At 66.9% G+C, this 14,115-nt stretch carries 11 protein-coding genes and 1 pseudogene; 7 read left to right on the top strand and 5 right to left on the bottom strand.

Features of this window, described 5'->3' with window-relative positions:
- Positions 1-6 precede the first annotated feature (6 nt).
- Positions 7-2,451, bottom strand: coding sequence for a TonB-dependent siderophore receptor (locus FG94_RS17320; RefSeq protein ID WP_036214209.1), 2,445 nt, complete (start codon positions 2,449-2,451; stop codon positions 7-9).
- Positions 2,452-2,548: 97 nt separating this feature from the next.
- Entirely contained in the window at positions 2,549-2,749 is a 201-nt protein-coding gene (locus FG94_RS17325; protein WP_036214211.1) for a hypothetical protein, read from the bottom strand.
- A 122-nt stretch (positions 2,750-2,871) separates the two neighbouring features.
- On the opposite strand from FG94_RS17325, the gene FG94_RS17330 reads away from it, so the two are divergent.
- Positions 2,872-3,756 (top strand): LysR substrate-binding domain-containing protein, encoded by an 885-nt coding sequence (locus FG94_RS17330; RefSeq protein WP_036214213.1) that lies wholly within the window; start codon positions 2,872-2,874, stop codon positions 3,754-3,756.
- A pseudogene (locus FG94_RS28635) lies at positions 3,750-3,880 on the top strand (ATP-dependent Clp protease proteolytic subunit); the annotation flags it as partial. The gene FG94_RS17330 and the pseudogene FG94_RS28635, both read left to right, overlap by 7 nt.
- A gap of 52 nt (positions 3,881-3,932) precedes the next feature.
- Here FG94_RS28635 and FG94_RS17335 read toward each other — a convergent pair.
- The 3 genes from FG94_RS17335 to FG94_RS17345 all read right to left on the bottom strand — a co-directional run bounded on the left by FG94_RS17335 (position 3,933) and on the right by FG94_RS17345 (position 7,307).
- Positions 3,933-5,780: a M61 family metallopeptidase gene (locus FG94_RS17335; RefSeq protein ID WP_036214215.1), complete on the bottom strand. Its 1,848-nt coding sequence runs from the start codon at positions 5,778-5,780 to the stop codon at positions 3,933-3,935.
- Positions 5,781-5,943: 163 nt separating this feature from the next.
- Positions 5,944-6,411: an RcnB family protein gene (locus FG94_RS17340; protein ID WP_036214217.1), complete on the bottom strand. Its 468-nt coding sequence runs from the start codon at positions 6,409-6,411 to the stop codon at positions 5,944-5,946.
- 101 nt (positions 6,412-6,512) lie between these two features.
- On the bottom strand, positions 6,513-7,307 hold the full coding sequence (locus FG94_RS17345; RefSeq protein WP_036214218.1) for a PhzF family phenazine biosynthesis protein: 795 nt from the start codon (positions 7,305-7,307) through the stop codon (positions 6,513-6,515).
- Positions 7,308-7,407: 100 nt separating this feature from the next.
- Here FG94_RS17345 and FG94_RS17350 point away from each other — a divergent pair, with 100 nt between their 5' ends.
- From FG94_RS17350 to FG94_RS17370, 5 genes are all read left to right on the top strand, one after another.
- Positions 7,408-10,590, top strand: a complete 3,183-nt coding sequence (locus FG94_RS17350; protein WP_036214220.1) for an error-prone DNA polymerase — start codon at positions 7,408-7,410, stop codon at positions 10,588-10,590.
- Positions 10,591-10,723: 133 nt separating this feature from the next.
- Entirely contained in the window at positions 10,724-11,206 is a 483-nt protein-coding gene (locus FG94_RS17355) for a DUF3592 domain-containing protein (protein ID WP_036214221.1), read from the top strand.
- Entirely contained in the window at positions 11,203-11,826 is a 624-nt protein-coding gene (locus tag FG94_RS26125) for a DUF6624 domain-containing protein (protein WP_051996881.1), read from the top strand. The genes FG94_RS17355 and FG94_RS26125 overlap by 4 nt, the downstream gene beginning before the upstream one ends.
- A gap of 19 nt (positions 11,827-11,845) precedes the next feature.
- Positions 11,846-12,355 (top strand): gluconokinase, encoded by a 510-nt coding sequence (locus FG94_RS17365; RefSeq protein WP_229445977.1) that lies wholly within the window; start codon positions 11,846-11,848, stop codon positions 12,353-12,355.
- Positions 12,356-12,459: 104 nt separating this feature from the next.
- On the top strand, positions 12,460-14,070 hold the full coding sequence (locus tag FG94_RS17370) for a mucoidy inhibitor MuiA family protein (RefSeq protein WP_036214223.1): 1,611 nt from the start codon (positions 12,460-12,462) through the stop codon (positions 14,068-14,070).
- The last annotated feature ends 45 nt before the right edge of the window (positions 14,071-14,115 follow it).

The raw sequence follows: 14,115 nt of genomic DNA on the forward strand, positions 1-14,115 counted from the left end.
CGGCCTTCAGAACCGGTGCGACAGCCGCGCGAACCAGGCCGCCCCATTCAGGCCGAACTGCACGCTCTCGTACTTGAAGCCGTTGTCGGTCTCGTTCGGATCCTGCGCGCTCGGCTTGACGTCGAAGATATTGGTGCCGCCGACGGTGAACTTGGTTTTCTCGGTAAACGCCCAGGTGAAGGACAGGTCGGCCGAGGTCTTCGGCTCGTAGTACTGGTTCGGCACCGGCGGACCCGAGAAGGTGCCCAGGGTCTGCGGGCCGAAGTGCACGATGCGCAGCGCGGTTTCCAGCTTGCCCCGGGTATGGTCGAAGCCCAGCGTGGCCTTGCGGCGCGGCGCGCCTTCCTCGATGAACAGGCGCTCGCGCTCGGACAGCAGCACGTCCTCGAAGCCCCTGAGGGCGCTCGGCGCATGCACGCCGGTCACTTCGGTCTTGCTGAAGTTCAGGGCCAGGAAGGCGTTCAGCTTGCCGGCGCCCAGGTCCATCCGGTGCGACAGGGTCACGTCCAGGCCCTGGGTCCTGGTGTCCACCGAGTTGACGAAGAACTGCGCCTGGCCCACGCCCAGCCCCTGCAGGGTGGCGCCCAGGGCAGGGTAGTTGTCGGCGTCGAAGCGGCCCGACAGCACGATGCGGTCGTCGATGCTGATGCGATACAGGTCGGCCGTCAGCGAGGTGGCCTGGCCGGGGGACCAGGTCAGGCCCAGGGTATAGCTCTTCGATTCCTCTTCCTTCAGTTGGGGGATGCCGGCGGCATTCGCTACGCGGCCGCCGTTCGGGGCCAGCACCACGTCGAGCGGCTGGCCGTTGACGAAGTCGGTGAAGGTCGACGAGAAGTAGACCTGCTGCAGCGAAGGCGCACGAAAGCCCGTGCTGGCCGAGCCGCGCAGCAGCACTGCCGGGTTGATCCGGTAGGCGGCCGCCAGCTTGCCGGTGGTGGTGGCGCCGAAGTCCGAGTAGCGCTCGTGGCGCAGCGCCGCCTGCAGCTTGAAGCCTTCGGCGAGGTCGGTCTCGAGGTCGAGGTAGGCGGCGTTCGAGTGGCGGTCGCTGTCGGTCACGTCGATCGGCTGGAAGCCCGGGAAGCCCTGGCTGCCGGCGTTGCCGCCCACGCCCACGCCGTCGGCGTCGATCCAGGAACCCGGCTCGCCGGCATTGATCTTGTAATTCTCGCGGCGGTGCTCGAAGCCGAAGGCCACGTTCATGCCCTTGCCGATGCCCTCGAAGAAGCGCGAGAAGTCCAGGTTGGTGGTGGCCTGGCGGAACGAGAAGCCGCCGGCGTCGAACATGCTGGCGCTCCTGCCCGGCCCGCCGCGCAGCAGGTCGAGGTTGGCGATCGACGCGTTGAGCGTGTTCGCGATGGTGTAGCGCATGCGGTTCTGGCCGAAGGTCTGCGAGAGGTCGGTGTTCCATTCGCCCAGGCGGAAGCGGTAGCCGAGGGTGCCGTAGTGGTCGTTGATGTCGCCGTTGATGAAGGGGACGAAGCCGTTCGGGTACATGGCGGCCGAGTTGCGCGAGGGGATGTCCTCGGAGCCCAGGCCTTCGCGCGCCCAGGCGGCCGACGAGGCGTCGCGGTTCTGGGCGCCGGCGGTGACGTACAGCTTGCCGTCGCCCGCCGGGAATTCGCCGTTCAGGTAGACGGTGCTGTTCTGCGACTTGGTGTCGCCGATGATGCGCGGACTGCCTTCCTCGGCGCGGTTGGAGCGGCCGCGGTCGTAGTATTCGCCGGTGATGCCCAGCACGCCGCCGCCCACGGCCACGCCGCAGTAGGCCGAGGCCAGGTAGTTGTCGCCGTCGCCCTCGGTGTACTGGCCGAACCCGGTCACCATCTCGCAACCGAGGTTCTTCTTCAGTTCGATGTTGAGCACGCCGGCGATGGCGTCCGAGCCGTACTGCGCGGCGGCGCCGTCGCGCAGCACCTGCACGTTACGGATCGCCATCAAGGGGATCGCGTTCATGTCGGTGCCGGTGTTGCCGCGGTTGCGTGCGCCGAACAGGTTGACCAGCGCGGTGGTGTGGCGGCGCTTGCCGTTGACCAGCACCAGGGTCTGGTCCGAACCCAGGCCGCGCAGGGCGGCCGAGTCGATCAGGTCGGCGCCGTCGGCGCCGGTCTGGCGCGTCGAGTTGAACGAAGGCGAGACGTTGTTCAGGACTTGCGCCAGGTCGAACTGGCCGCCCTGTTCGGTCGCCTTGGTCATCGGGATGAAGTCGACCGGGACCGGCGTGTCGATATCGGAGACGTTGCCGACGCGGCGCGAGCCGACGATGCTGACGCTCTGGATGCCGCTGCTACCCTTGCTGTCCGCAGCGGCCGGGGTGCCGGCGGCGACCGGGGTGGTGGACGGCTCCTGCGCAGTGCTGCTCTGGGCGAAGGCGCTTGGCGCCAGGGTAGCGAAAGCGGCGCCGCCATACAGGGCGAGCAGGACCGACTTGGGTAGACGTTTGAGTGTGAGCACTGGTTACTCCGACGGAAAATTAAATACTAAACAATCCCATCACGGAGCACCAAGGCGCTGTATCATTAACACAACGTTGTCAATATATAACCCGCATCTATCGTCTGGCCAGCGCCTTCCTGCGACGCCGGCGGTGCGGGCAGGCGCGTGGGGAAGCTGGCGCCGGACCGGTCTCGGGCGGGTCTTCGTGGCGCTCGGCGTGGCGCGCCATCGCTTCCGTGCACGATTTACCGAACTTGACTGCGATGGTGGCCAGCAGGCCCAGTATGCCGATCGTTGCCAGCAAGGCGTCCAGCATGGTTTCCTCCCGTAAGCATTCGCCTGAACCGATGTAAATGATGGTAGGCCAGTCTGCAGGCCTGCGCAATCTGGCAATTCCGGTGCTAGACTTCGGAGATTCCGAAAGTAGAGGGCTGTAGGATGCGTTTTGACCTGACCGACATGCGGCTGTTCCTGAGCGTCGTCGAATGCGGCAGCCTGACGTACGGCGCACGCGCGATGCACCTGGCGCTGGCATCGATCAGCGAACGCATCGCCGGCATGGAAGCGGCACTCGGCGCGCCCCTGCTGGAACGCAACCGCCGGGGCGTACGTCCGACCGCGGCCGGCGAGGCCCTGGTGCGGCATGCCCGCTCGATCCTGGGCCAGGTCGAACAGATGCGCGGCGAGCTGCGCACCTATGCGACCGGCCTCAAGGGCCGCATCCGCCTGCTCTCGAACACGGCGGCGATGGCCGCCTTCCTGCCGCCGCAACTGTGCCGCTTCCTGGCGGCGCACCCCGACCTGTCGATCGACCTGGAAGAGCGGCCCAGCACCGACATCGTCCAGGCGCTGGTGGACCTGCGCGCCGACCTGGGCGTCGTCGCCGACGTCACGGACATGCGCATGCTGCAGACGCACCTGGTGGCCAGCGACCAGCTGGTGGTGCTGGTGGGCCGTTCGCACCGCCTGGCCGGGCAGGCGCAGGTGAGCTTTGCCGATATCCTCGCCGAGCCGATCGTGGGCATGGCCGACACCGCGTTGGAGACGCACCTGGCGGAACGGGCGGCGCGCCTGGGCCGCCAGCTCGACTACCGCATCCAGTTGCGCAATACCGGGCAGGTGGCCAGGTACGTCGAGGCGGGCATCGGCATTTCGATCCTCTCCCGTGCCCTGGCCGCAACGATCGAACGCGACCTGGCCGTCCTGACCCTGTCCGAAGCCTGGGCGGCCAGGCAGCTCTACCTGTGCGCGCGCGACTTCTCCGCGCTGACCCCGCATGCCGGCCTGCTGGCGCGGCAACTGCTGGAGCAGGTGCCGGAATAATCGCCGAGCGCACCGGGCAGCCGCTGAGCCGGATCGAGAAGGATTCGGACCGCGACAATTTCATGTCGGCCGGGCAGGCGGCGGAGTATGGCTGATCGACCGGGTGCTGGACGAGCGCCCATGAAAAAACCGCGGCCCCGGTGTGGACCGGGGCCGCGGTTTCGTTCAAACAAACCTTACGGCTTCTTGGCCGCCGCTGTCGATTCCGCCCTCGCAGAATCGTCTTTCGGCCAGGCCACGCCGAGCCAGGACGCGTTCAGCGCCTTCTGCGCGCCGGTCGCCTTGTCCGCGACCTTCAGCTTGGCCTTGCCTTTCGGCTGCTGCAGCGGGGTGAGCTGCTTTTCCACCAGCTCGTCGCGGCGGAACAGGTGCACCTTGAACGGGGCGGTCTTCACCAGCGACATCTTGTCGCCGATGTCCTTGGCGGACACGCGCAGGCCGTTCACGGCCACCAGGGTGTCGCCCGAGACCACGCCGGCCTTCCATGCCGGGCTGTCGCGCTCGACGACGGTGACCACCGCCGGGTCGCTGCCGTCGCGCAGGGTCCAGCCGGCCCACCATTCGGTCTTCTGCTCCTGGTCCTTCGGCACGTCGGCGATCTTCTGCAGGCCGACCTGGGCCAGCAGGGTGTCGAACGGGATCTCTGTGGTGCCGTCCACGTACTGGGCCCACCAGCCGCTCCAGTCCTGGCCGCTCACGCTGCGCAATGCCGCCAGCACGGCCGGCACGTCGTAGCCGCCCTGGGCGGTCGAGTGCTTCTCGAACAGGATGCGGTGCATGTCCTCGAGGCCGCGCTTGCCGCCGGTCTGGCGGCGCAGCTCGATGTCCATCATCAGCGCCAGCACCTGGCCCTTGGAATAGATGTTGACCGAGGCGTTGCGTGCGCGCTCGCCGCCGACGGCGATCCACTCGTCGAAGCTGGCGTCGGCCGCGCTCTGCTGGAAGCGGCCCGGCTGGTGCAGGTAGTCGTCGATCAGCTTGGCGTAGCCTTCGAGGAACTCGTCGCGCTTCTGCAGGCCGGCGCGCAGGACGATCAGCTCGTCGTAGTAGGAGGTGTGGCCTTCGGCGACCCACAGCAGGCGATTGTAGTTCTCGTTCTGGTAGTCGTAGGGCACCATCTCCTTCGGACGGTAGGCCTTGACGTTCCAGGTGTGATAGAACTCGTGCGCGGCCACGCGCAGGAAGTTCAGGTAGTCCTTGCGCGGCGCGAAGGTCCAGCGGGATTTCTGGATGACGGTGGAATTGGCGTGCTCGGTGGCGCCGCCGACGCCGTCGGTGGCGTGGACGATGAACAGGTAGCGCTGGAACGGATACTGGTTGCCGTACATCTTCGCGGTCTCGACGACGATCTTCTTCAGGTCGGTCATCATCTGCTTGCCGTCGTGGTTGCCGCGGCCCCAGATCGCCAGCTCGATGCTGCGGCCATCCACCTTGTCGGTGTAGAACTCGTGGATGCCGGTCTCGATCGGCGCGTCGATCAGCACGTCGTAGTTCGGCGCCACGAAGCAGTGGTCGCAGTTGCCCGAATCCATGCCCGAACGCGACTTCCAGCCCTGCGGCACGTCCAGCTTGACCGCTACCTTCTCCTTGCGGAAGGGCGCGGCGTAGACGAACACGCCGCTGGCATCCAGGTAGGCGTGGGTGTCGTCGATGTGGCGGGTGCGCTCGCCCAGCAGGTTGGCGTACAGCTCGTACTGCACCGTCACCGCGTCGCCTGGGCGGGTAGAGACCTGCCAGGTGCCCTTGTCGGTCTTGGAGACCGGCAGCGGCTGGCCCTTGGCGTCGAAGGCCTTGAACAGGCGCACGCCGTTGGCGAGGTTGAGCATGTTGTAGCGGCCGGTGCGCCAGTTCGGCATTTGCACGTCGAGCGTGGTGCCGGTGGCTGCCGGGAAGGTGGCGCGCACTTCGGCCAGGTGCTGTGCCGCATCGGTAATGCGCAGCTGGTAATCGACGTCGGCGCGTGCGGTGGCACTGGCGCCGAGCAGGATCAAGGGGAGGGCGTAGGTCAGGAGTTGTGGTTTCATGTCCGCAGGATGGATGAGCTCCGGTAGAGCGTGCGCGGAAGTGTATACCAGCTCGCGGACGGGGGACAGCCCTTGCTGGCGGCGTCAATACGCCCTGGCCATGCGAAAAAAGGCCGCGCCCTGTTACAGGGCGCGGCCTTTCCGGGACTGATCCTGTGTCGTATCAGTTGCTCAGCAAGACCTGTGCGATCAGACCGGTGGCGATGGCGGCCAGGATGTAGTCGTTACCGGCGCGGACCCAGTGGTGGCCGCGCGGCGGCGCGCTCAGGTGGCGGTCGCGCCAGTCGGTGACGACGTAGCGGCTGTCGCGGTATTCCTTGCTCAGGTGCTGGCCGCGGCGCAGGTCGTGGCGCGGTCCGGCGCCGCGCCGGTCGTCGCGATGGAACTGGCGGGCGTCGTAGTAGCGATCATGATTGCGGTCGTTGGCGCGCTGGTTGGCGTTGCCGCGTGGGCCGTCATGGCGGTCATTGTCATAGCGGCCGTTGTCATGCTTGTCGCCACGGCGGCTGTCCTGCCCATAGGCGTTGCCGTTGCGGCCGTCGTGGCCATGGTCGCCGCGCTGGGCGAACGCGCTGCCGCTGGCAGTCAGGGTAAGGGCGATCAGTGCCGATGCGATCAAACGTGGTTTCATGCTGTTCTCCTGGTGACGCGGTGTGCTTTCGCGATGTGTCCATTACACCGCAAACCGGGCCGACAGGTGAAGCCAGGCAGTAAGGAATGCTACCAAACGTATCAGGGCCGCCCGGTCGATTCAATGAGCGCGGCCGGCTCCGTGCGGCCGCCGACCAGGATGGCCCCGTCTTCTGCCCGGGTCCTGATGATGCATGAATGGCCGGTGGCGCGTCCCTGTCTCAGTACGATGCCATGTCCCAGCAGCGCGGTGAGCGCACCCGCCGCCACGCCGGTGGCACTGTCTTCCAGGGCCGGGTCGAGATGGTTGAAGTTGCGGCCTTCGAAGCGGCCGTCGGGAAGGCGGCACCAGGCATAGATGCCGTTGATGCCGGCCTCCTTGCTCCATGCCGTGATCGCTTCCAGGTCCGGCCGCAGGCCAAGCAGCGTGGCGGAGTCCGGCACCTCGACCAGCAGCTTCGGGCTGCCGACCGAAGCGACGCGCGGCGGCGATGCCGGCACGAAGCCGGGCGCCGCGAGCAAGTGCTCCAGCAAGCCGCTTGCCAGCACCGGCTGCGCCACTTCCTGCGCCTGCAGGCGAACATAGAAGGCATGATCGCCGCGCAGCAGCGCGAGCCGCTGGCCGCGCATCGCCGTCGTCACCGAAAGCAGGGCGGCATCGGGATGGCGCCCGAACAGCACGTGCGCCACGGCCAGCGTGGCGTGCAGGCACAGCGGGCTGCGCATGTGCGGGTAATAGAAATCGACCACCTCGCCGTCGAGGAAGACGCAGGTGGTGTTGCGTGATTGCGCCAAGGCGCGGCGCGCTTCCTCGTTCGCTTGGCCGCCTTCGATCACGAGGGCCGGGTTGCCGTCGCCGGCATGTTCGCCAAAACAGCTCAGTGCACGAATCTGCATGCGTTTCTCCTTGTCGAGCGGGAAGTCTCGGTTATACTGTGTTTTTATACAGTATTGCCGGTTTGTCCAGCATTGTATCCCGTTCGCCCATACCCTGCCGATGACCGATCCGCTTTCTCCGCCACCACAGGTTTTGCCTCCGTATGCGGAGCTGTTCTGCCTGTCGAACTTCTCCTTCCTCGAAGGAGCCTCGCATGCGGAGGAACTGGTGGCGCGCGCGGTCCAACTCGATTATTTTGCCCTGGCACTGACCGACGAATGCTCGCTGGCCGGGGTGGTGCGCGCCCATGCCGAGGCCAAGAAGGCCGGCCTGCACCTGGTGATCGGCGCCCACTTCCACCTGAAGCACGCGGACGGCAGCCCGGCGCTGTCGCTGGTGCTGCTGGCCAAGAACCGTAACGGCTACGGCAACCTTGCGGAGCTGATCACCCTGGGCCGCACCCGCAGCGAGAAGGGGACCTACTTCCTCACCCCGGACGACCTGGCCCGGCCCGTGCCTGCGTACGCGCACCTGAAGCACATGCCCGACTGCCTGGCGATCCTGCTCCCCGCTTATCCCTCGCACGAAGCAGCGGACGTCGACCGCCTGCACGGGCAAGCCGCCTGGATGGCGAGCACCTTCCCGGGCCGCGCCTGGCTCGGTCTGGTCCTGCTGCACCGCGCCTTCGACGAACCGCACCGCGAGGCGGTGGAAGAGGTGGGCTGGCAGCACGGCCTGCCGATCACGGCGCTCGGCCACGTGGTGATGCACGTGCGCTCACGTAAACCCCTGCAGGACACGCTCACCGCCACCCGCCTGAAGAAGCCGGTGGCCGAATGCGGTTATGGCCTGGCCCAGAACGCCGAGCAGCACCTGCGGTCGCGCCTGCGCCTGGCCAACATCTACGGCCGCGAGGCATTGGCCGAGACGCTGCGCATCGCGCGCCTGTGCACCTTCTCGCTGGATGAGCTGCGCTACGAATATCCCGACGAAGTGATCCCGCCCGGCATGGATGCCACCAGCTTCCTGCGCCAGGAAACCTATGTCGGCGCGCACCGGCGCTTCCGCGAGGGCATTCCGGCCAAGGTGCAGGCGCAGGTCGAGCACGAACTGCAGCTCATCGCCGAGATGAAGTACGAACATTACTTCCTCACCGTATACGACATCGTGCGCTTCGCACGCTCGCAACATATCCTGTGCCAGGGGCGCGGCTCGGCCGCCAATTCCGCGGTGTGCTACTGCCTCGGCATCACCGAGGTCGACCCGGCGCGCGCCAGCCTGCTGTTCGAGCGCTTCATCTCGAAGGAGCGCAACGAGCCGCCCGATATCGACGTCGACTTCGAGCACCAGCGCCGCGAGGAAGTCATCCAGTACATCTATGCGAAATACGGGCGCGAGCGGGCGGCGCTGGCGGCGGTGGTGATCAGCTACCGTCCCAAGAGCGCATTGCGCGACAGCGGGCGTGCGCTCGGCATCGACCTGGCCATCGTCGAGAAGGTGGCCAAGACCCACCACTGGTTCGACAGCCGCGCCGACCTGCTGGGACGCCTGGCGGAGGCGGGACTGGACCCGGAGTCGCGCCTGGCGCAGCAGTGGGCCACCCTGGCCGACAAGCTGCTGAACTTCCCGCGCCACCTGTCGCAGCACCCGGGCGGCTTCGTCATCGCGCGCGGCAAGCTGTCGCGCCTGGTGCCGATCGAGAACGCCACCATGGCGGACCGCAGCGTCATCCAGTGGGACAAGAACGACCTGGAGGAACTCGGCCTGATGAAGGTCGACGTGCTGGCGCTGGGCATGCTGTCGATGATGCGGCGCGGCCTCGAACTGGTGGGCCAGCGCTACGGCAACCTGTTCGAGATGCAGGACATCCCGCCCGACGACAAGGCGACCTACGACATGATCTGCGCGGCCGACACCGTGGGTGTGTTCCAGATCGAGTCGCGCGCCCAGATGAGCATGCTGCCGCGCATGCGCCCGCGCCGCTTCTACGACCTGGTGATCGAGGTGGCCGTGGTGCGCCCCGGCCCGATCCAGGGCGGCATGGTGCATCCGTACCTGCGGCGCAGGCAGGGCCTGGAACCGATCCATTATCCGAGCTCCGAGATGAAAGTGGCGCTGGAGCGCACGCTGGGCGTGCCGATCTTCCAGGAGCAGGTGATGCAGGTGGCGATCCTGGGCGCCGGCTTCACGCCGGGCGAAGCCGACCAGCTACGCCGCGCGATGGCGGCCTGGAAGCGCAAGGGCGGGCTCGAAAAATACTACGACCGCATCGTGCGCGGCATGCTGGAACGCGGCTACACGCTGGCGTTCGCGGAAGCGATCTTCAGCCAGATCCAGGGCTTCGGCGAATACGGCTTCCCCGAATCGCACGCGGCCAGCTTCGCGCTGCTGGCCTATGCCAGTTCCTGGCTCAAGTGCCACGAGCCCGCGGCATTTCTCTGCGCGCTGCTCAACAGCCAGCCGATGGGCTTCTACAGCCCCTCGCAGCTGGTGCAGGACGCGCGCCGCCACGGCATCGAGGTGCGCCCTGGCGACGTCGCCATCAGCGGCTGGGACTCGACCCTGGAAGAGTTCGACCCGGTCGACCGGTCGCGCCAGCCCGCGGTGCGCCTGGGTCTTTGCTTGCTGCGCGGGCTGAAACAGGAAGTGGCCCTGCGCATCGAGATGGCGCGTGCGGTGCGCCCCTTCGAGAGCGTGGCCGACCTGGCGCGCCGCGCCCAGCTCGACCGCGGCGACCTGCAGGTGCTGGCCGGCGCCAATGCGCTGCAGTCGCTGGCCGGGCACCGGCGCGAAGCGCTGTGGCAGGCGGTAGGGGCGGTACCCGACCGCGACCTGCTGCGCCCGACCACGCCGCAGGAGGTACTGCCGCAGTTGGCGGCGCCGACCGAAGCCGACGAGATCGTGGGCGACTACCGCGCCCAGGGCCTGACACTGGGCCGCCATCCGCTGGCGCTGCTGCGTGAGCAGTTGCTGGCCAAGCGCTTCATGCCGGCCTCGGTTCTTGCCGACTATGCCGACGGCCAGCTGGCGCGCGCCTGCGGCCTGGTGACGGTGCGCCAGCGGCCCGGGACGGCCAAGGGCGTTCTGTTCATGACGCTCGAGGACGAGACCGGGAACATCAACGTGATCGTCTGGCCCACGCTGGTGGAGCAGCAGCGGCGCGAGGTGCTGGGTGCCCCGCTGCTGGGGGTGTACGGCATCTGGCAGAAGCAGGGCGAGGTGCGGCACCTGGTGGCCAAGCGGCTGGTGGACATGTCGCATTTGCTCGGGAAGCTGCGCGCGCCGAGCCGGGATTTTTGTTAACATCCCGGATGACATGCGCGCTCGCCAGGCCACCACCAGGACGTTTTGGGAACAGCGTCGACGTGTTATCGTGCGCCGGTAACACTGCGCTCCGGCGCATCCTGCTGTCGCGTTAACTGAAGAAAGGCTTGGTTTGGGTAGTAGAAAGCGCTCGGCGTTTCCCCGGAAGGAAAAAATCATCGGCTGGCTCCTCGTCCTGCTTGCCTTGCCTCTCGGGTTCTTCACCTTCACGAGGTGCATGGACAAGCTGGCCTCGACGTCGTGGCCGGTCGCGCATGCCGAAGTCTCGACAATCGATCTGCGCAAGCGGGTCAAGTCCGGCGCATGGTGTATCGAGTTGCGCTACCACTACCGCGTCGGTGAGCATCGTTTCTCGTCCACCAGATTGTCGTTGACGACCAGGGTAGCCTGTTATCGGGACAAGCAGGTCGCCGATGCCCTGTTCAGACGATTCCAGCCGGGCGCCGGCATTGCGATCCGCTACGATCCCTCTGACCCGGAAACATCGATCGTGTATCTTGATGATGTGGATTTTTCAGACTTTATTTTCTTGATACTGACGGCCGCTTTTCTGGGCGCCGGGATCATCTTGATCAAGGGCACTGCACGGAGATGAAGCACCTGATCCTGGTACAGCTATTCACCGCCGCTATCCTGTTCGCGGTCTCCGTCGGCGCCTACGCCGCCGGCCCGACGCACGCCGCATTGCGCGACAAACTATTGAACATGGCCGCCAGCGACCAGGAAGTCCGCCAGCTCGCGCGCAAGGGTGACTTCAGCCGCTGGACCGCCGTCGACGACGCCAACCGCTCGCGCCTGAAGCAGATCGTCGCGCAGCTTGGCTGGCCGACGGTCGCGATGGTCGGCCAGGACGGCGCCACGGCCGCCTGGCTGATCGCCCAGCACGCGGACCGGGACCAGGCCTTCCAGCGCGAGGTGCTGGCCTTGATGGAGCCCCTGGTGCGGCAAGGGCAGGCATCCGGGACGAATTTCGCCTACCTGTACGACCGTACCCACTATCCGCAACGCTTCGGCACCCAGGGCAGTTGCGTCAGCAGGACCGAGTGGCAGCCTTTCGAGATCGAGGATATCGCCAGGGTCGACGAGCGCCGGAGTGCGCTCGGCCTGCCGCCGCTTGCCGAGTATGCGAAACTGTTCAAGGAAGGCTGCGCCAATCCCCATATGAGCTTGCACAGCGCTTCGCACCCCAAGCGGACAGTCGCCATCCCCCAATGAACCAGGACGAACAGAGCACATGGATAAACGGACGGCATGGGTGGTGATGGGCGTCAGCGCCTGCGGCAAGAGCGACATCGGCACCCGGCTGGCGCAGGCGCTCGGTGCGCCCTTCATCGAGGGCGACCGCTTCCATCCGCCGGAGAACGTGGCCAAGATGTCGGCCGGGATCCCGCTCGACGACGAAGACCGGGGCGGCTGGCTGCAGGCATTGCGCGCCGAGATCGAGCGGGCATGGCAGACCGATCCGGTAGTCGTGCTGTCGTGCTCCGCGCTCAAGCGCGCCTACCGCGACGTGCTGCGCGGTGATGACGGCGACGTGCGCTTCGTGCACCTGCATGGCGATCGCGATCTCATTGCACAGCGCATGGCGGCGCGCAGCGGGCACTTCATGCCGGTATCGCTGCTCGACAGCCAGCTGCGCACCCTCGAACCGCTCCAGCCGGATGAACGCGGCGTCACGCTCGACGTGCGCGAGCCGCCGCAGCGCCTGGTGGAGCAGGTCATGGCCACACGCGGCGCTTCCTGAAACGTCTCGTTACACAGTCCTTGCTACGCCGTGGTTTTGTGATGGTTTTTGCCAGGCCACATCTGCTACGCTCGCGGAAATATTTCACTTTTGAAAGAGATTCCATGGCAATCAAGCAGCAGTGGACCATCCTCCTGGCACTGGCCGCATCCGGCGCATCCGCTGTCGAGGCGCCGATCCAGAGCGTCACCCTGTATCCGGGCAGCGCCACGGTGGAGCGCCTGGTCCAGGTAACGCCGGGCATGACCCAGGTCGAGATCACCGGCCTGCTGGCCAATTTCAATACCGACACCGTGCGCCTGCAGGCCGATCCGGGCATCCAGGTCGGGCAGGTGCTCACGCGCGACCAGCGCGCCGTCGACAGCCCGAGCCCGCGCGCAGCGGAACTGGAAGCAAAGATCCAGGCGCTGCAGGACCAGGTCGCGCTGGTCGATGCCGAGATCAAATCGTCCCAGATGGTGCAGGGCTACCTCGAGCGCCTCGGCGGCGGCGACAACGGGCCGGGACGTGCCGCGGGCGACCCCAAGGCATTGCTGGGGACCCTGGACGCGATCCGCAAGGGCGGCAGCGAAGCCCTGGCGCGCATGCACGAGGCCGAGGTGAAGAAGCGTGGGCTGACCAGGCAGCTGGAGGCCCTCAAGGGCGATCTCGCCAAGGTCCAGGCCAGCACGCGCGACAGCCGCAGCATGACGGTGGCGGTCGCGGTGCGCCAGCCCGGCAAGATCCTGCTGTCCTACCAGGTCAACCGCGCCGGCTGGAAGCCGACCTATCGCGCCACGCTGGACTCGAACACGTCCACGGTGGAGCTGGAGCGCATGGCGGCGATTTCGCAAAAGACCGGCGAGGACTGGAGCAAGGTCAGGCTGCGCCTGTCGACCGGCCAGCCGAACCTGACTGCCTATGCGCCCGATCCCTTCCCGTGGCTGCTGACCCACCGGCCGCCGCAGGACGTGCAGGCAGCGATCAACGTTCGACATGAATATGCCCGGCGCATCGCGCCGGCCGCACCGCCGCCGGCGCCGTCCCCTGTGATGGTCACCGGTTCGCGCGTCGCCGCCGACGACTACATCGCGCCGGTCATCGAGACGCAGGGCAGCTTCACGACCGAATTCGAGGTGCCTGCCCGGGTCGACCTGGCATCGGATGGCCGCGAGATCTCGGTCGGCCTGGCCAAGCAGAACCTGGCCGTCAAGCAGCTGGTGCGCATTGCCCCGCGCGACCACAAGGATACGGCGGTGCTGACCATCGATGCGGCGCGGCCCGACGGCGTCTGGCTGCCGGGCCAGGTGCAGCTGCGCCGCGACGGTTCCTACGTGGGCGCACTGCACTGGGATCCCCAGGCCAGCGAGCGCTTCAACATGGCCTTCGGGCGCGACCCGCTGGTGCGCGTGAGCACCGAGCGCGGCAACGAGAAATCGGGCGAAGCGGGCTTCTTCAACCGCGAGAACCAGAAGCGCATCGCCGACACCTATGTGGTGACGAACCTGCACCGCCAGCCGATCGATATCCTGGTGCTCGAGCCGACCCCGGTCAGCCAGTCGGACAAGATCAGCGCCAGGATCTCCCTGGATCCGGAACCGACCGTGAAGGACTGGCAGCAGCGGCGCGGCGTGGTCGGCTGGGAGCGCACGCTCAAGCCGAACGAGACCGCCCGCTTCAACGTCGACTACGTGATCGACTATCCGAAGGAGGGGACGGTACAGGGCCTTCCGTAAGGCGGCATGCACGATCCCCCCAGCCGTGGGGCTGCCATCGACCGC

The organism is Massilia sp. LC238 (genome assembly GCF_000735635.1).
Lineage (GTDB): Bacteria > Pseudomonadota > Gammaproteobacteria > Burkholderiales > Burkholderiaceae_D > Telluria > Telluria varians.